The 18,136-nt window shown below is 47.9% G+C and carries 17 protein-coding genes and 1 pseudogene; 12 read left to right on the top strand and 6 right to left on the bottom strand.

Annotation, left to right across the window (positions count from 1 at the left end; genetic code table 11):
* Window positions 1-238: 238 nt before the first annotated feature.
* The 3 genes from KGF65_RS03720 to KGF65_RS03730 all read left to right on the top strand — a co-directional run bounded on the left by KGF65_RS03720 (window position 239) and on the right by KGF65_RS03730 (window position 2,763).
* Window positions 239-1,054, top strand: a complete 816-nt coding sequence (locus tag KGF65_RS03720) for an ABC transporter permease (RefSeq protein WP_050337803.1) — start codon at window positions 239-241, stop codon at window positions 1,052-1,054.
* A gap of 12 nt (window positions 1,055-1,066) precedes the next feature.
* Window positions 1,067-2,158 (top strand): ABC transporter ATP-binding protein, encoded by a 1,092-nt coding sequence (locus KGF65_RS03725; RefSeq protein ID WP_216748104.1) that lies wholly within the window; start codon window positions 1,067-1,069, stop codon window positions 2,156-2,158.
* 332 nt (window positions 2,159-2,490) lie between these two features.
* The gene (locus KGF65_RS03730; protein ID WP_105923553.1) at window positions 2,491-2,763 is read left to right on the top strand and encodes a hypothetical protein; all 273 of its coding nucleotides are present in this window, start codon (window positions 2,491-2,493) and stop codon (window positions 2,761-2,763) included.
* A 235-nt stretch (window positions 2,764-2,998) separates the two neighbouring features.
* Here KGF65_RS03730 and KGF65_RS03735 read toward each other — a convergent pair whose 3' ends face one another.
* Window positions 2,999-4,315: an ammonium transporter gene (locus KGF65_RS03735; protein WP_003637573.1), complete on the bottom strand. Its 1,317-nt coding sequence runs from the start codon at window positions 4,313-4,315 to the stop codon at window positions 2,999-3,001.
* Between the two features lie 656 nt (window positions 4,316-4,971).
* On the opposite strand from KGF65_RS03735, the gene KGF65_RS03740 reads away from it, so the two are divergent.
* Both KGF65_RS03740 and KGF65_RS03745 read left to right on the top strand, forming a co-directional pair.
* Window positions 4,972-5,931, top strand: a complete 960-nt coding sequence (locus tag KGF65_RS03740; protein WP_101872746.1) for an L-lactate dehydrogenase — start codon at window positions 4,972-4,974, stop codon at window positions 5,929-5,931.
* 102 nt (window positions 5,932-6,033) lie between these two features.
* The gene (locus KGF65_RS03745; protein WP_021338168.1) at window positions 6,034-6,303 is read left to right on the top strand and encodes a hypothetical protein; all 270 of its coding nucleotides are present in this window, start codon (window positions 6,034-6,036) and stop codon (window positions 6,301-6,303) included.
* A gap of 527 nt (window positions 6,304-6,830) precedes the next feature.
* On the opposite strand, the gene KGF65_RS03750 is transcribed toward KGF65_RS03745, so the two are convergent.
* Window positions 6,831-7,394 carry a M57 family metalloprotease gene (locus tag KGF65_RS03750; protein WP_101872747.1) on the bottom strand — a complete coding sequence of 188 codons (564 nt, stop codon included), beginning with the start codon at window positions 7,392-7,394 and terminating at the stop codon, window positions 6,831-6,833.
* A 193-nt stretch (window positions 7,395-7,587) separates the two neighbouring features.
* On the opposite strand from KGF65_RS03750, the gene rpiA reads away from it, so the two are divergent.
* From rpiA to KGF65_RS03765, 3 genes are all read left to right on the top strand, one after another.
* Window positions 7,588-8,256: a ribose 5-phosphate isomerase A gene (gene rpiA, locus KGF65_RS03755; RefSeq protein WP_216748103.1), complete on the top strand. Its 669-nt coding sequence runs from the start codon at window positions 7,588-7,590 to the stop codon at window positions 8,254-8,256.
* Window positions 8,257-8,601: 345 nt separating this feature from the next.
* Window positions 8,602-10,107, top strand: a complete 1,506-nt coding sequence (locus KGF65_RS03760; RefSeq protein WP_021338165.1) for a multicopper oxidase family protein — start codon at window positions 8,602-8,604, stop codon at window positions 10,105-10,107.
* 293 nt (window positions 10,108-10,400) lie between these two features.
* On the top strand, window positions 10,401-10,769 hold the full coding sequence (locus tag KGF65_RS03765) for a DUF1304 domain-containing protein (RefSeq protein ID WP_050337799.1): 369 nt from the start codon (window positions 10,401-10,403) through the stop codon (window positions 10,767-10,769).
* 216 nt (window positions 10,770-10,985) lie between these two features.
* Here KGF65_RS03765 and KGF65_RS03770 read toward each other — a convergent pair whose 3' ends face one another.
* Window positions 10,986-11,495: a YbhB/YbcL family Raf kinase inhibitor-like protein gene (locus KGF65_RS03770; RefSeq protein ID WP_003637580.1), complete on the bottom strand. Its 510-nt coding sequence runs from the start codon at window positions 11,493-11,495 to the stop codon at window positions 10,986-10,988.
* A gap of 30 nt (window positions 11,496-11,525) precedes the next feature.
* Entirely contained in the window at window positions 11,526-12,722 is a 1,197-nt protein-coding gene (locus tag KGF65_RS03775; RefSeq protein ID WP_216748102.1) for a DUF2075 domain-containing protein, read from the bottom strand.
* Between the two features lie 110 nt (window positions 12,723-12,832).
* On the opposite strand from KGF65_RS03775, the gene KGF65_RS03780 reads away from it, so the two are divergent.
* The 3 genes from KGF65_RS03780 (at window position 12,833) to KGF65_RS03790 (ending at window position 14,519) form a co-directional block, all read left to right on the top strand.
* Window positions 12,833-13,303 carry an Rrf2 family transcriptional regulator gene (locus KGF65_RS03780; RefSeq protein WP_088770144.1) on the top strand — a complete coding sequence of 157 codons (471 nt, stop codon included), beginning with the start codon at window positions 12,833-12,835 and terminating at the stop codon, window positions 13,301-13,303.
* A gap of 153 nt (window positions 13,304-13,456) precedes the next feature.
* Entirely contained in the window at window positions 13,457-13,777 is a 321-nt protein-coding gene (locus KGF65_RS03785; RefSeq protein WP_225083111.1) for a hypothetical protein, read from the top strand.
* Between the two features lie 133 nt (window positions 13,778-13,910).
* Window positions 13,911-14,519, top strand: a complete 609-nt coding sequence (locus KGF65_RS03790; protein WP_101872750.1) for a biotin/lipoyl-containing protein — start codon at window positions 13,911-13,913, stop codon at window positions 14,517-14,519.
* A 262-nt stretch (window positions 14,520-14,781) separates the two neighbouring features.
* Here KGF65_RS03790 and rihC read toward each other — a convergent pair whose 3' ends face one another.
* Entirely contained in the window at window positions 14,782-15,702 is a 921-nt protein-coding gene (rihC, locus tag KGF65_RS03795; protein ID WP_021338160.1) for a ribonucleoside hydrolase RihC, read from the bottom strand.
* Window positions 15,703-15,838: 136 nt separating this feature from the next.
* On the opposite strand from rihC, the pseudogene KGF65_RS03800 reads away from it, so the two are divergent.
* Window positions 15,839-16,750, top strand: a pseudogene (locus KGF65_RS03800) (oxidoreductase).
* Window positions 16,751-16,807: 57 nt separating this feature from the next.
* Here the strand turns inward: KGF65_RS03800 and KGF65_RS03805 are convergent.
* Entirely contained in the window at window positions 16,808-17,254 is a 447-nt protein-coding gene (locus tag KGF65_RS03805) for a ribonuclease H (RefSeq protein ID WP_050337794.1), read from the bottom strand.
* Between the last annotated feature and the right edge of the window lie 882 nt (window positions 17,255-18,136).

Consider the following 18,136-nt stretch of genomic DNA (forward strand, 5'->3'; position numbering starts at 1 on the left):
TGATTGCGGCGTTTTTTACCAACAAATAGGTAAGGGCTTACTTCGTTGACGGCACACAAATTTTCAGTGCTAAATACAGCGCGAGAAGAAGTAAATATTTGATAAAAAATGTTATTTTCTATGCTATTCGTCGGGTTTATCGTTATAATGTAAGCTGCGGTTCACCTTGACCGTAAATCTGCCATGACCTTTCAAGAGGCGCTTGATCGTGTTGTGACATTCAATTAAGGAGCGCATTATGTTTACGATGTTTAAGACGATTGGTGATCAGTTCGCCAATTTCAAGATTATTCGGCGAATGGCCAAGTATGATGACCGAGCCACATACCAAAGCCATTACCTTGGGTTAGCATGGGAATTTCTGAATCCACTGATCCAAATCGGAATTTACTACTTAGTATTCGGGGTCGCGTTAAAACGTGGCGATCCGATGCCTGGAATCCCGTACCTACCTTGGATGGTTGTCGGGATCGCACCGTGGTTATATATGAACAAAACGACGCTGGACGCGTCTTCTAGTATTTATCGGCAAGTTGGGTTAGTTTCCAAGATGAAGTTCCCAGTCAACGTGTTACCGTCCATTAAGATTTACGGAAATCTCTATAGTTTCTGGACGATGATTGCTTTCGGGATTTTCCTGATGTTTCTAAATGGCATCTGGCCATCACTTGCCTGGTTCCAGTTTATTTATTACTTCGGGTGCATGATCGTTCTCATGTATTCGCTAGGGATTCTCAATGCCACGGTCAGTGTTCTGATTCGTGACTGGCATATTACCTTGCAATCCGTATTGCGGATGCTGTTCTACATGAGTGGGGTATTGTTCAACTTTACGACCTCTAACTTCCCAGCCGTCTTTGTCCGGTTGCTGGAATTGAACCCATTTTATTACGTCCTCAACGGGATGCGGGAATCGCTATTGAATCGTGGTTGGATCTGGCAACAGCCGAACATTACGTTGACGATTGTCTTCTGGTTGTTCAATCTCGTCGCAATTCTGCTTGGAACGTATCTCTATAACAAGTTCCGTTCGAACTTTGTGGATTTGATTTAGGAGGCGGAACTGATGGAAAACCAATATAAAGTTGAATTGCATAATGTCACTAAAGAATATGATTTATATCGTAGTAACAATGATAAGTTAAAACACTTTTTTAACATTGGTAACGTTGAAGTCCCGCGGTTCTGGTCACTTAAAGGGGTCAGTCTGAATGTCAAACCCGGGGAAGCACTCGGGATTATTGGGATCAATGGTTCTGGTAAATCGACCATCTCCAACATCATTTCGGGAATCATTCCTCAAACGACGGGGACGGTCGATGTGCATGGTGACACGTCGATTATCTCGATTGGTGCCGGTCTTAAGTGGAACTTGACGGGTGATGAAAACATTCGTTTAAAAGGGCTCATGCAAGGCTTGAGTATTAAGGAAATCCAAGAAGTCCGCGATGATATCGTTGATTTTGCGGATATCGGTGATTTTATTGGTCAACCCGTTAAAGACTACTCAACTGGGATGCGGTCACGGTTAGGCTTTGCCATCGCGGTTCACATCAATCCGGATATCATGATTATTGATGAAGCGTTATCCGTTGGTGATGATACTTTCTATCAAAAGTGTGTGGATAAAATCATGGAATTCAAGAAGCAAGGCAAGACGATTATCTTCGTCAGCCATAACTTGCGCCAAGTTGAATTACTATGTGACCGGGTGGCTTGGATGCACTTTGGTGACCTGCTAGAAGTCGGTGATACCAAGGAAACGGTCGGCCATTACCGGAAATTCTCTAAGAACTTCAAAGCGCAAACGGCCGCTTATCGTAAGAAGTACCAAGTTGCTAAGAAGAAAGAACAAGCGGACTTTGATATTGAAGCTTATGAGCGTCAATTAGTCGAAGAACGCGCTAAAGATAGCGATAAGAGCAAGCAAGCGATTAGTCGGGATGTTCACCGGACGCTGTACAAGCAGATCTTGCCAGAAAAGATGACGGTCACGACCAAAATCGTGATGTGGGTGGCAATCCTATTGTTCATCTTTACTGGACTCGTCAACATTTCGGGGCATTCGTTTACGTCCGCAATTGAGAATCCGACGGTACTGTTACATCCAGTTGACCACTATATCAAGAGTCAGTCGGTCTTATTCAATAATAACTGATGCTGGCCTACAAGCGACTGGATTAGCTGCTTAATCAAAATATGGGTGATTGCAAAAGCAATCACCCATATTTTTTTACGCTAATGGCGCGGGGTGCGTCGATGCAATTGCTGCATGCGGTTGTAGCGACTTCAATCGTTGGCTTCAGGGTAGTGCAATGTCTGGATTGTGTTAACAGTTTGATAGGAAAACAGCTGAACAACAAACCTCAATTTTTCAGCTGTTTTCGAACTGATTGAGGCTTGTTTAGTGGCAGTGTTACTGTAATCAGGTTATATTAACGATAAGTATTAGACTATTTGTTGCTCGGCATTAGAAAGGGGTGTCATGCGATGGATCTCCCGTTACCATACAGTGTTGCGGCCTATGTGCTTCTAATATTAGTGCTGCAATATATCAAATATAAGTTTCCAGACAGTGCTTTTATCCGTTTCTTCCAGAAATACGGTTGGTGGCTAATTGGGATGTGCTTTGTCGTTATATTGGTGCTCGCGGCCGGGCCACAATTTGAGCATCCCATCAACGCGCTAGATGTTCCGATTATCGGCGTCATGTTGGTATTTGGGTACTTCTTCATTAAAGACAACAAGTCACAACGCCAGTAAACCAAAAAAAGTCATGTTTCAGAAAAGCGGATCGCCGCCTTTTGAAACATGACTTTTTAATTGGTATTTAGTGTGGCACAGAACCGAGTAGCGCCCATGTGCAACGAATTTGCAACCTAATCTAATGAGCGGCCGTTTTCGGTGAGCTTGCAACCGAATCTAACGAGTGGCCGTTTTCAGTGAGCTTGAAACAAAAGCTGACGAGGGCTCGTTTTCAGCAAGTTTGAAGGCGCCGCTAACGGAACCGTTCCTGCTTATTCAGCAATTGCGCGAGTTGTCCGCGGAATTCATCGCTGTGGTGTTGGATATTAGTTAATTCATGACTCATTTGAACTGTATAATCGGCAACTTCGCCGTGTTCGCCTTGGTCTAACCCCAGTTCTTCTTCTTGTTCGTCAACGCGCATTCTAATGACCCGTTTCAATAGCACGATAATGACGATGCAAGCGATGGTGGTAAAGATGATGGTAAACGCGGTTGCGAGTAGTTGTAGGCCGAATAGTTTGAAGCCACCGCCGTAGAACAGACCGTTGAGTGAGATGGAACTGTTGACGGCTTTGCTGGCGAAGAGGCCAGTCATGATGCTGCCGACCATCCCAGAAACCCCGTGGCAACCAAACGCATCGAGGGCGTCGTCAATTCCTAAACGCGGTTTGATAAACGTGATGAAGCCGTAACTTGTGAGGGTCGCAACCAAGCCAATCCAGAAAGCCCCAGAGACGGTGACGTACCCACAAGCTGGCGTAATGCCGACTAACCCACACAGGGTCCCGGTACAGACGCCAACGAGGGTTGGTTTGCCCTTGGTCAGCATATCAACGACCATCCAAGTCATCATGGAAGTGGCAGTCGCAACCGTCGTGGTCAAGAAGGCCTGAATCGCGATGTCATTCATTGCTAATGCGGAGCCGGCGTTGAATCCGTACCAGCCGATCCACAAAATCGCCGTTCCGAGTAAGACCCATAAAATATTGTAGTGCTGCGTCGCGTCCTTGCCATATTTGTGCCGAGCACCTAAAAAGGCAGAGAGGACTAACGCAGTAATCCCGGCATTGATATGGACGACCGTTCCGCCGGCGAAGTCGATTACGCCGAGTTTCGCAAGCAACCCGTTATCCCACACCATGTGAACCATTGGGTAGTAGATCAGTAGTGACCAGAAGATGATGAAGGTCAGTAGGAATTTGAAACGAATTCGCCCAACGACGGCTCCCACGAATAGGGCCGGTGTAATAATGGCGAACATCATTTGGAAAATCAGGTATAAGCCGTTTGGAATTTTAGTGGCCGTTAGTGCGGTTAGGTCGACACCATGCAACCACAATGCCTTGAAGTTACCGACCACGCCACCAATATCACCAGAGAACGACAGTGAGTAGCCAAAAGCTAGCCATAATAGAATTGCTAGGCCACAAATCATGAAGACTGATAGCATCGTGTTAACAACGTTACGTTTGGAGACCAGCCCACCATAGAAGAAGGCCAATCCGGGTGTCATGAATAATACCAATATACTAGATAAAACTAAAAACGTTGAATTTGCAGCGTTCATACTCCCAACCCCTATCCATACCATTTGATGTTAGGAATTATAACATTGATTATTAATGGACGCACTACTTTTTTATATTTAGGTTAAATTCCAAACATACAAAAGGGCGGGAGAGGGCAACGATAACTAGCGATGTTAGATTATGTTACATTTATGTATCGTGCTGGTTAATTGGTCGTGAGATATGAATGAAAGTGCCAATTTTCAAAAACAGCCAGCTTAGGCCCGCTGGGAAATAGCCCGAGTTGGATTGCTGCTCGTCAGCGGAGGCGCGCCCGATTCCGACCTCCGAGGCTGGCTGACAACGCTGGAACAGGGCAGACCTTGATTTGAACTCACGCAGAAGTTCACTGCGTAAGTTCAAATACGAGTCTTCTTCTAGCCCGGGAGCCCCGCCCGGACAAGCCGAACCACAGTTAAGTTTGGAAACCGACCAATCGCCCGAATCGACCACGGAAGTTAATTATATTAAGTTAATCTTGTGTGTTACTGCATAAAAGCTGGAAAATTCATTAAGATAATGATGATTTTAAAGTTGAACCGTTTTCATGGATTGACGTTATGGGGATCCAGCAGTAAAGTTATCACCACATAAATTAAAGAATGATGAGACGTTACATAATATTCTTAATAATTAAAACACGGAGGTTCAGCTTATGCGGAAATATGCGATTATTGGGGTCGGTCACGTTGGTGCGACGATTGCTTATACATTGGTTTGTAAAGGGATTGCGGATGAATTAATCTTAATTGATACGAATGTCGGTAAGGCTCGCGCGGAACAATTAGATTTACAAGATGCCCAAGCCCGATTAGATAGTCGGACGATCATTAAAATCAACGATTACCATGAATTAGACGATACCGATATTTTATTCGTGACTAGTGGCAATATTCATGCCCTTGACCATGCGTCTGGCAACCGCTGGGCGGAGTTTGAATATACCAAGCAGATCGTGCAAGACATTGCGCCTAAGGTTAAAGCCACGAAATTCGATGGTGTGGTGATTGATACGATGAATCCGTGTGATGCCATCACGCATTATTTCCAACGTGCGACCGGATTATCCCGACAACAAGTCTTCGGGACGGGGACGTTCCTCGATACGGCACGGATGCAAAAAGTCGTCGCAGAAGCGTTTGACTGTGATCCGAAGAATATCAGCGGTTACGTCTATGGCGAACATGGCGAATCTCAATTCAGCGCTTGGTCAACGGTTCAAGTGAACGGCATTCCAATCACGTCGTTAGTCGACAAGTATCACTTAGACTTGGATGCGCTGGAAGCCGCCGCACGGCATGGTGGCTGGGCCGTTCATTCCGGCAAAGGCTATACGAGCTTTGCCATCGCAACTTGTGCGGTCAAGTTAAGCGAAGCCGTCTTCGCCAATGCGCGGTTAGCTTGTCCAGTCTCTGCATATAGTGAGACGTTCGGCACCTACGTCGGTCAGCCAGCGATTATTGGCAGGGATGGCGTTGAAAGTGTAACGACTTTGGCCCTGACAGAAGACGAACAAGCGAAGTTCCGGAATTCAGCGGATACGATCATTGAGAAATTCCACGCGTTTGATGACGTTTTAAGTGAACAATCTGTCCAAAAACGTCAACAAGCCTAAAAAGTGTCGGTTGTTAATTGTCTTGTTTGGCAAATATCTCCCAAAATGTTAAAATTTTACTAAGCAGAACGTTGACTGCATTAACTATATGGTGGGATGAATATGCGCCGACAATTAACAAACCGTCAGCGATGGTTAGTGATTATCGTTGCGACGATCTTGGGAGTGGGCTGTGCCTTGCTAGGTCAATGGGGACAGTTACTCGGGGTCGTTGCGGCGGCACTGGCACTCATGTTGTTGACCAGTGGCTGTTTGACTTTTTGTCATCACCGCGGCTGGCAACCTGGGAGTGGCATGCTACTAGCATTAGCTATGGCGACTGGATATGTCATTATTATTTTAGGAAGTTACGGCTATTTACTACGCAGCTAATCTGTAGAACACCTTGAAACGAGCATTGAACTTGTTGCAAGGTGTTTTTTTGCGCACTGGTCAGTTGACGGGATCGTGGCATGATGTCAGTACTACGCTGGCAAGTGTGCCTGTCGAGTTGCCATGCTGCCCGTTGCGACAGTGCTAAACCAATGTGCGCCTGTTTGCAACAATTCGTAGCTAAGTCACGTGCACCTGTTTACATCAATCCATAGCAAAGCCAACGTGCACTTGTTTGCAACAATCCGTAGCTAAGTCACGTACACCTGTTTGCAACAATCCGTAGCTAAGTCACGTAAACTTGGTTGTAGCAATTCATGGCTAAACGGCAGTTCGTCTTGAATTTGCATGGCGCATCGCAATCAATTAGAGTTAGCTGAGTCTAAGCATCCCAGCCGGCACTAAAAAAGGTCCCAACTCATCATCGGGGCCTTCTCGGGTATTGTGTTGATTAAGAATAACCAAAGTGGGGTCACCATACCCAAGGCATCAATGGCAAACCTAGTTGTTAGATTGACAACTTTGCCTTACAGCCTGCCAACCGGTAATCGGTAGCGCAACCGGACAGCGGTACTGTCCGCACTGCTGATGCCGTTATAACGATTATCGGCAAGCATGACACTGTGGCGATCACGGCTGTGTTCGAGGCCAATCGTATGGCCGAGTTCGTGTTCCGCCACGTGCACCTGATCTGAATAGGAATAATGGTAGCGTGTGAAGTTGCGAGTTAATAGATAGACTTGGGCTTTCGTATAGTAACCATTAGGATAGCCAGTCGAAAACGTGATACCGGCCAGGCGATAGTATTGTCCGGTCGTGGCGTTACTCGTTTCCAGTGTCACTTGATGGTGAGCAGTGGTCCCCTGAACGAATTTGAATTGACCGGTGGCATTCCAAGCGCGAATCGCTGCTTGATAAACGCGCCGCTCGGAAGCAGACGCCTGAATGACATAGGTGACCTGCGCGTGTGGCCATCGACTACGTGAGATTGGCGTCGCAATTGACTTGGCGTTGGCAATCGGAGTCAGCCCAATTCCGACGATAATCGTTAACGTTGTTAAACCTAACTTTGCACGATATTTACGTTTCATTGTTGTAACCCTCTTTCCCCCAAAAACGAAGGTCGCCATCAATGATTGTATTTTAAACCGATAACCCGGAGAAGACCTACTCAATCGTTCGGATTAATGCGGAATTTACTCATTTTTTAGTCGCAAGCAGTTAGTTAAATAGGTTATCGCGTGCTATGATTAAAACATCTTATGATGAATGGAAGGATTTCAGATGACGATCAAACAAGCAATCGTTCAGCAGGCGCTCACGCTAATCAAACCGCAGATGGTAGTAGGTTTCGGTGGGGACACGACCGTGGGGGAACTCGTCAAGGAAGCGGCCAACCTGGTCAATGACATTACGGTCGTGACCCCGTCGCCCACGACACGTCAATTGGCAACGGTATTAGGATATACGGTCGTCGATACGGCTTATTGCGACCGCGTTGATATTGCTTTTGACGGCTGTGATCAGTTGGACCATCACGGTAACGCCCTCAAAAGTGGTGGTGGCATTCATGCGAACGAAAAAATTATTGCCAGTCTGGCGGATGAATACTGGCTACTGACGATGCAGGACCGCTTAGTCGATCAATTTGATATCAAAACGCCACTCGTGCTGGAAGTCTTACCGGGCGCGCTATCATTAGTGATGCGCAGTGTCAGCGACCTTGGTGGCCAAGCCACTATTCGGACCGCTGAGAATCGCGACGGCTTTACGCTGACCGACAGTGGTAACCTCCTAATCGATTGCCATTTCCCGACCTATGCTAACTTACCAACACTCAATACCGCGTTAGCAACGCTGGCTGGCGTAGTTGAGACCAGCTATTTTGACCGGCTAGTGACGAATGCCTGGCTAGGCGATGCAGCCACTAACACTGTGCGGGCATTATTTTAAGGACGAACAGTTTGTTATTTAAATTGCTGTTCGTCAGCGGGGGACGCGTCCTGGTCCGATCTACGAGGCTGGCCGACAACGCTGGAACAGGGCGCAACCGTACTGCAAGTTCACGCTAATTCACTTTATTTCCAGCGGGTCTCAGCTGGCAGTCTTTGAACTGAAAAACTAGCACGCGTTAATCATCATTTTTGACAACTAACTAACAAAATGCGCGCCGGATTATCTTTGACTAGTGCGCAATCGAGTTTGACACTCTTTTAAAATAATTCTAAACTGAAGGTGACGTGTAAAAGCGCCACCATTTTTAATTTAGTAACTTTAACGATATAAGGGGATGTCAAGATGGCAAAAAAAGTCTATACTGATTATTTTTTTGATGAACCTGCTTACAACACACATGACGGTGGCTATATTCCGTTAGTGACTCCGAAAGTCGACCCACAGCCGTTAGCGATTCCGCCTTTACTGCAACCGGACCGTCAGACCGATACGGATGACTATTATACGGTCACGGCCCAAGAGAGCGAAACCCAGTTTTTGCCGGGGAAGAAGACCAAGACTTGGGGCTACAATGCAGGCTTTTTAGGTCAAACAATCGTTTTTCGGAATGGTAAGCAGACCCATATTGACTTACAGAACAAACTCCCAGAATTAACCACCTTCCACTGGCACGGATTGAACGTTCCCGGGCCAATTACGGATGGTGGCTGTCATGCACCCGTTTATCCAGGTCAGACGAACCACATTGATTTTAAGGTACACCAACCCGCCGCAACCACTTGGCTACATGCTCATCCATGTCCATCGACCGCGACCCAAGTCTGGAAAGGGTTAGCAACGATGGTCATTATCAAGGATGACGTCGAAGACCAATTGCCATTACCACGCAACTACGGGGTCGATGATATTCCAATGGTCCTACAAGATCGTGAATTCCATGAAGATAATCAATTTGATTACCGTGCTGACTACGATCCTGATGGCGTTCAAGGCCACACTGCCTTAGTTAACGGGACGGTCAACCCATACTTTGATGTCACCACTCAACGCGTTCGGTTACGGATCTTAGACGGTTCCAACCGGCGTGAATGGCGGTTGCATTTTAACGATGACTTGGAATTTGCACAAGTTGGTTCTGATGGCGGGATTTTACCAGCACCCGTCTATATGACCAAAGTGATGATGACTTGTGCCGAACGTGATGAAATCGTGGTCGACTTTGGCAAATATCAACCAGGCGATGAAGTGACCTTGATGACTGACGATACGCCACTATGCCGCTTCAGAATCAAAGCCTTCGAACCAGACGATACCACGTTGCCAGACCACTTAGTCGATATTCCAGACGAAGCACCAACTGCTGACTTGCCTGTTCGGAAGATCACGATGGACGGGATGGACGATGAAGTTGCGCTCAACGGCAAGAAGTTCGACATGGAACGGATCGACGCCCGTCAAAAAGTTGGCGACGTTGCCATTTGGGAAATCCGGAATACGAATAGTACCGAAAATGGTATGGTTCACCCATTCCACGTCCACGGGACACAGTTCACCGTGTTATCCAGAAACGGCGGTCCGGTCTATCCAAACGAACATGGTTTGAAAGATACGGTGGGCGTCAACCCTGGTGAGACGGTTCGCATCAAGGTCAAGTTTGAATTGACCGGGGTCTACATGTATCACTGCCACATCATCGAACATGAAGATGGTGGGATGATGGCCCAAATCGAATCTTACGACCCAGAACATCCACAAACCTATCATTTAATGGATATGGACACGTTACGGAATGCCTTCGCTGAAGAACAAGGCGTCAAACCTGAAGACGTCTGGATGCCAGGGATGTAACCACTTCATTCAATCAATTTTAAAACCGGTTGCGAAACATTGGCGACCGGTTTTTTGGTGGCCAAATGCGTTGCCTACGTTTGGAATGGCGTCAACCAAAGCGCCTCGCATTTCAGTTAGAGGCGCGTCCCACAAATCCCTGGGCGTGTCTGTTTTCAGCTTGAAAGTCCGTATGGTATGATGAAAATAACCATATCGGTCCGTTGCGTTGCGAATTCGGCGACAACCAGCTGGCCGGTGATCCGTGACCTAATGGGTTGTGTTAATTAATGTTAAAAAAGGGGGCGTCAAACATGCATATTGCAGCAACAATCATGGCGCTAGTCGTCGCCGTTGAGCATCTCTTCATTCTGTGGCTGGAAATGTTCAATGCGGATAGCGAACTGGCGTCGAAGTCATTCGGCATTCCACGACAAACGCTACAATCACCAGCCGTGCAATTATTATTCAAAAATCAGGGGCTCTATAATGGCTTTTTGGCCGTCGGAATTCTGTACAGCTTATTCGTCATTCCGGCAGTAGCGAGTGCGGGAGCGACGTTGTTCTTCCTAGCCTGCGTGATGGTGGCAGCGGTTTACGGCAGTATCACGGTCAGCCGGGCCATCGTCGTTATCCAAGGATTACCAGCACTGATCGCCTTTATCTTAATGTACTTTGCTTAAGTGAGATGGAGGCGTGTCAGTCACCTTAATCATTGTGAGTCGCGATGGCCTGATAATTAGGCCCCAGACTAGAGTGGATTAGTGTGACGGCGCGATTCGTGACACTTTGGCGAGTGCAAAATGCGAGTGCAAAATGCGAGTGCAAAAAAAGTCGTTTCAAGCATGCAAAAGTTGCTTGAAACGACTTTTTTGGATGTCCTTATTGGGCACGGTGTATTAAACCCGACCAATCACAGTAGTCTTCGCAGTTGCGAGCACGTGACCGGCGATGGCGTCATGGAATTCGTTCAGCCAGTAACCGGGTTGTAAATCTAATTCAGTATCCAGTGCAAATAGCTTGAATGAATAGCGATGATCCTTGTCTGGCGGGTAAGGGCCGACATAGTGCTGGCTGACTTTCGGGTCAGTTTCGTGAACATAGCCACCGGCAGTTGAGTTATTACCCTGGACCATTGGAATCGCACCAGTTTGGCTGGCGTTTTCCGGAATATGGGTCGTCGTTGCGGGTAGGTTGGCCGCAATCCAGTGAATCCACGTGAAACCACCCACGGGAATCGCATCGTGGTCGACAAAGGTGAAGGCTAGTGAGTGCGTCCCAGCAGGCACGTCACTGATATCGACCGGAAATGAGATGATGGGGTGGCCCTTATAAATTTGCGCGGGTGCCGCTTGCTTTGAATAGGTCGCAGCTAAAGCACCGTCAGTGGTCGGAATTGATAGTTGCATGGCAGATTCCTCCTCGTGTTGTTAGCTCAATTATAACGCTAATAGTCGCTCCCGTAACGCAGGGTCCACCGCATAAATGTAAAGCCCGTAGCGCCCGCGTTTCATCAAAACGTTGATCGAGTTGAAGATGATTTGTTGCTTGAGTGGCTCGAGGTCACCCAAGTCGGCGCGTTGCTTGAAGGCTTCCTGGTCTTCATAGCGTTCGGGACGGACGATGATTCGGTCGTGGACGGCGTCGTAGCCAACCGATGGCCCGAGAATCACACCAGCGTAGTTCAAGTCAAAGCCTTGGATAGTGTAAATTGACCCCACCTCATTCAGCGTTTCTGGCCGTAAAGCCCACGGGTCGTCGGTCAAGTTGACTTTATCCCAGGGGAGTTTGAGCTGACCAGCCGTGACGTACCAGGTGCCGTGATTGACGACGTATGGAAAATCAGCGGTGGCGACCATCCGTGCCAGCCCGAAGCGGTGGTCCTGTTGACGGATGAGGTCGTACATCGGTTGGCCGTCATCGAAGAAGCGCAGGTCAAAATCAGGTGTGGCCGGCTTTTCAAGCAATTGGCCATGAGTAAAGTGATCGATCCAGTTGACGACTGCTGGGCCACCGGTGACACGAAATTGCTCGTCGAGGTTATAACTCGCATGTGGATAATGGGCCAAAAATGGCTCCAGGTCGTTCGTATGCCAATAACTCTTGAGCTTCAAGACTTGGCGGGTATCGAAGACGAGCATGACCACGTGCGCATGCTTAATCAGTTCTGTGAGTTGATTATGCCCGTCGAAGCGGTTGTAGCGGTCTGGTTGCGTCAACAACAGGTGCGCTTCATCGATAAAAATGACATCCGCGCGCTGGTGCGTCTTGGTGAGTCGATTAATGAGTGGCATTGGTTTTTGAAAGTCCTTTTTGCGCAGGTCGGGATCGTCGCCTGCCAAGCGTTTGTAAATTTTGAGCATTTCGTTATGATTGACGACCAAATAATTCTGCGTGGCTTGGAGGTCGTTAGCAGTCGTACTTCGGCTAAGGGCTTGAAGTCGGCCGAACGCCGCAGCAAGGACGGCACTTTTACCGGTCCCCGCATCACCATGAATCACGAAGAGACTGGATTGGTCCTGATGGCGATGCGACCGAATGAAGGTGAGCAGTTGTTGCTCCAAAGATTGTTGTGCCGGCGATAACGCAGCTTGTTCGTTCAGCTTGAATGTCGCGGCACTAATTGTAGATGACATATAATTCACTCCCGGCCCTTATTATACCTGGATTATCGTGTGAATTGAAATGAGTCTCATTACAGTTGGTGGTAAAATGGAGGTACGACAAATAGTGGAGGAAAGTAAATATGAAGCTTGATTTTTCGGTTGCCGTGCATAGCATTTTGTACCTGGATGCCCACCGTGATAGCAAAGTTGCTAGTCGCGAACTGGCCCAATCATTGCACCTGAATCCGGTGATGATTCGTAATATCTTGTCAGTCCTACATAAACACGGTTATTTAACCGGAACAGTGGGCAAAAATGGGGGTTATCAGCTAGATTTGCCGCTAGTTGAAATGAACTTGGGGGATCTCTATGATTTGACGATTCCACCAACCATCAGTTACGCCCGCTTCATCACGGGACCGTCCAAGACGGATGAACAGGCATCCCAATCACCAATTGCTGCGAATATTAGTGAAACGTTGACGGACTTGTTCACGGTCGCGGATCGACAATACCGAGCCTATTATCATCAATTCACCATGGCTGATCTGCAACAAGATTTGAAGCAACATGGGCTATTTTTGAAACGCGAACACGATTCAGAATCTTAAGTAAAAATGCGTACTTGATTGGAAAATAAGGCTTCTGTGATTAAGAACCTTAATTTGAAACGGGTTGGCCGTTAGGGATTGTCAGCGGGACGTCCCGGTGCTATCGTGAATGCCATGATGTAAGTGGCATGGTGATAGAAAGGGGCCAGGACAATGGCAGCACGGTTAGTATTGATTCATGAAGTTGGACGGTATCAAGAATTATCGGAACCCCGCTATTGGTTGGAATCAGCTGATTTTTGGGGTGTTGACGGGCGCGGCGAGACGGTCAATGAAGCAGTCGGGAATTTTTTGACAAACTTGGTACAGTATTGCCGTGACTACTACCAACGGGGCTTATGGCAATTAGATGACCGACTATTGCAGTTAGACCACGTGGATGCCGTATTGGCATATGCTCAGGCTGGTCAATCGCCAGCGCCGTTGTTTCATTTTAAAGTGGTTCCCGCGCATCAACAATTAGCCTCCGCTTAGCAAATATTGACGAATTCTTAAAGAAGCGTTCATACTTCCACCACACTCCTGCGCTAAACTATGCGGTATAATCAAAGCGTTAGTTCAGGTCGCGCCTGATATTTGCCGACCGACGTTTACTGGAGGGTATTGTATGGAATTAGATAAAATCTATCAGTTAATGGACAAGTTTGAACAAAGTAGTCTCACGAGTTTTGAATATCGTGACCAGGATTTTGAAATCCAAATGGGTAAGAAAGGTCATAACAATAAGGCGACGACAGCGTCTTCTGAGCCAGCGCCATTGCCTAATCAGCCGGTCATTGATCCAACACCGGTCACGCCAACGCCGATCGCAAATGCGAGCGCGGCTTCAGTTGTGGAACCAACGCCAACGGCTACGGTAACGAGTACGGCCGCTGCGACGCCAACCAGTATCGCACCGGAATCAACACCGGAACCGGAACCAGCGCCGACACCAGAACCAGCACCGGTCCAAGTCGATCCCAAAGAGTGCGTCACAGCACCAGTTGTCGGGATCTACTATCCAGCGCATTCTTCGGAAGAAGCCCCGTACGTCAAGTTGGGTGACCACGTTAGCGTCGGCCAACAAGTCGGCTTGATTCAGGCCATGCAGATGATGCGGCCCGTCGTTGCTAAGCAAGCTGGGACGGTCAAGGCATTCCTCGTTAAAAATGGCGAAGAAGTCAATTTCGGTCAACCGTTGATTCAATTGATTCCAGATACACCGGATGATATTTAGACCCGGCGCTAGCCGTTAAATCGCGCGGATAACGATGCGTATCAAGCTTCGGTGGGCAGTCGGTGAAGCTAATACAATCGAATGACAAGAGCGTATCAAGCTTTAGTGGGTAGCCAGTGAAGCTAATACAATCAGATGATAAGAGCGTATCAAGCTTTAGCGAGACTGCCGGATAAGCAACGAAAATTCACGACAATCAAAAAAGCGGACCTGCCAAACACTGAATAATGGTGTTTGGCAGGTCCGCTATTATTTATTTTGATTAAAGTTGTTCGTCGATTGCTTTGACGGTTGCCAAGAACCACTTGTTGAACGCTGCTGCGTCGATATCAACACAGACGTTGGCGTTGGTCTTGCCATCGTGGTAAGCCCCGCGAATATCGCCGACGGTCTCACCATTGGCCGGACCATCCGTCTGAACGTCGATCCACATGGCTTCGGTCGTAAAGGCTTCTGGATGGAGTAGGTAGAAGAGCGTGTTAACGTCATGCATGGCCACGCCGGTCTGGTTGCGGTCGTTATAGTGGCCGAAGAGGGCGTGTAACATCTCGCCGGTCTTGCCGAATGCTGGCAGTTGTTCGATGGATTCGCGAGTCAAGAGTGCTTTCATCGTGACGTCCAAACCAACCATCGTGATGGGAACGCCGGATTGATACATGATTTCAGCGGCATGGGGGTCGGTGAAAACATTGAATTCAGCGGCACTGGTCATATTGCCCTTTCCGAGTGCGCCACCCATTGCGACGATTTCCTTGATGTGAGGTAACACTTCAGGGTAGGTCTTGAAGAGTAGTGCGATATTGGTATACGCACCAGTTGGCACCAACGTAATGGGTTGCTCGGCGGCCATGATGTAATCACGTAAAGCTTCAACAGCCGTTTCAGGTAATGGGTCGGCTAAGTCAGTTGGAAAGTCATAGCCCGGCATGCCGGAAACACCGTGAATACGGACGGCGTCTTCAAATGGTTTGATGAGCGGCTGAGGTGCGCCACCCGCGACGGGAACGTCACTATTGAAGAAGCGCGTGAGTTTCAGCGCATTGAGCGTCGTTTTATCGACGGTCACGTTACCAGCGACCGTTGTAATTAATTGTAAGTCCAAGTCAGGATGATTTAATGCAATCGTGATCGCAGCGGCATCATCAATACCAGGATCAGTGTCCATGATAATCTTTGTTGACATGTTCATTCCTCCAATTAAATAGACGTGCTTGAAATTAGTTCTATTTTAGCATACTACGGCCAATGAATTCGATTGCAATTACATGGGGTTTGACGTAGCATGACAGTAAATACAGTTAACGATGGAGGAACGGATTATGAGTCAACCACGAGTTATCTTAATTACAGGGGCGTCTTCAGGGATCGGTAAGGCCACCGCATTAAAGTTACAAGCACAGGGCAACATTGTGTACGGTGCGGCCCGACGAATCGAGAAAATGACGGATTTAGCCGCTGCCGGCGTGCACGTTTTAAAAGTCGATGTGACGGATGAAGCCACGTTGATTGCGGCTGTCAAAACGATTCAAGTCGAACAGGGCCGCATTGATGTGCTGATCAATAATGCCGGTTATGGGTCATACGGCGCGTTGGAAGACGTGCCGGTCACAGAAGGTGAGTACCAGTTCAAGGTGAACGTCTTTGGTGTGATGCGCTTGACCCAACTCGTCTTGCCATTAATGCGTGCGCAACACTGTGGCCGCATCATCAACGTCTCTTCGATTGGCGGTAAGATCTACCAGCCGCTGAGTGCATGGTACATGGGAACTAAGCATGCCATTGAAGGGATGAGTGACTCATTGCGGATGGAAGTCGCACCATTCGGGATTGACGTGGTCATCATTGAACCGGGTGGCATTAAGACTGAGTGAGCTGGCATCGCCGAAAAGAAACTGTTGGCGGTATCTGGTGAGACGGCTTATCGTGACCAGGCCATCAAGGTCGGTGCGATGCTCTCGTTGTTCGACCAGTTCGCCTCTAATCCAGGAGTGATTGCGAAACTGATGGTGCGTGCGGTCAATGATGTCAAACCTAAGACGCGGTATCACGCTGGAATGGGTGCTAGTTTGTCATTAACCGGCCGCCGCTGGTTGAGTGATCGCCAGTTTGATCGCATGATGACTTCGGCCGTCAACGGTGCGGCCAAGTTATCCAAAGTGACACGCCGCAAAGACCGGCGCGCAGGTAGCCGTCATTATCAACATGGCAATTCAACGAACGAAACCAATTAAGACGTTTGGGGCCTCGTTTCACCAAGAACGGTGAGACGGGGCTTTTTTCGTTCTCCGCTACAGTTTGGTCATCACCGCCGTTAGTGTCGTCGTAGCCGTCGTCATGGTCGGGTCGTCGACTGGATGGTACGTGACCTGCAAGTCCGGGTAAGCCTCAATTAGTGGCACCAGCTGTTGCCATTGTGTGAGATTGTCTTGCTCATCGTCCGGTAGCTGCCAATCATTTTGACGCCAGGTCAAGTAACGCTGCTCGCTGATGATGGTCGCCACGATTTCAGTAGTCGTATGCACGTGGACGGGTAAGTCATGACGTTTGAGTGTCGTCAGGGCTTCAATGAGTGCACTTAACGTCAACTGGGTTTCGGTATGGCCGTAACCAGCGTCGTTCAGTGCTTTTTGGTGATCTGCATAGCGCAAGATGACGACCCAAGCCGCGGGAGTTGTCGCGGTGATGGGGGTTGCTTGATGCATCGTACTGGCCAAATAGAGATGAATCGTTGTCATGGAGGTCCTCCTCGTAATCGTAATGGGATGTTAGAAACATGGTTCATTTAATAAATACGGCAACTCGCTGGATTTCCGTTAAAAAAGTCCAAATTAATGCATTGTGTTAGTTAGTCTGTCATGAGTCATGATTAAAACGTGCCAGATTCTAAATTAAAGTGCTGCCAGCTGAGGCCTGCTAGAAACAGTGCGAGTCAGCGTAAAATTGCGATTGTGGAGACGTCCTACGCCAGAACGCCCAGTGGAAGTTCACCGCTTAACGCTCCGGCTAGGCCAATCCTCAGTCCCAACCCGTCTAAACCTGACATTCTGAAAGTCACTGGGCCTTGCCCAGAATGCTTTACAGCCTGGATGGTATTCGAAAGGCAGACATATGCGGACCCAACTTTAAAGAGTTGGTCGTTGACGTTTAGTAAACAGTCATTTTGACACTTAGATGTAAAACTGGCCGTCAATAAGCATAATTCCGACATACTCGTATTGGCGAAGACTCAATATTACTGAAAGGAGCATGGATTTTCTTTAGTCGTCCAATAAGGTAAAGTCTTGAAGCCTAAACGAAAATCAATACTATAGCCTAATCTCAAGTGTAATTACTATTAGAAAATGCTCTTCAGGTAATACTACCGGTACAGGAATCCTATAAATCATCACTGTTGTTGATTCGAAGTTTGCATGAAGGACCAGTCTCACAAAATTCAATGGTCAATTGCACCAAGATAGGTGGTCGTTCATCCGCCATTCGAGCGGGTTCCCGACTGGAGGGGCTGGCGGACAATGCTCAAGGGCGAAGTTCTTCTTGTCCGGGTGGTCTTCCCGGGCTAGAAGAAGACTCGTATTTGAAATTGCGCAGTGGGTTTCTGCGTGAGTTCAAATCGATGT

The organism is Lactiplantibacillus sp. 30.2.29, from assembly GCF_018991255.1.
GTDB classification, from domain to species: domain Bacteria; phylum Bacillota; class Bacilli; order Lactobacillales; family Lactobacillaceae; genus Lactiplantibacillus; species Lactiplantibacillus pentosus.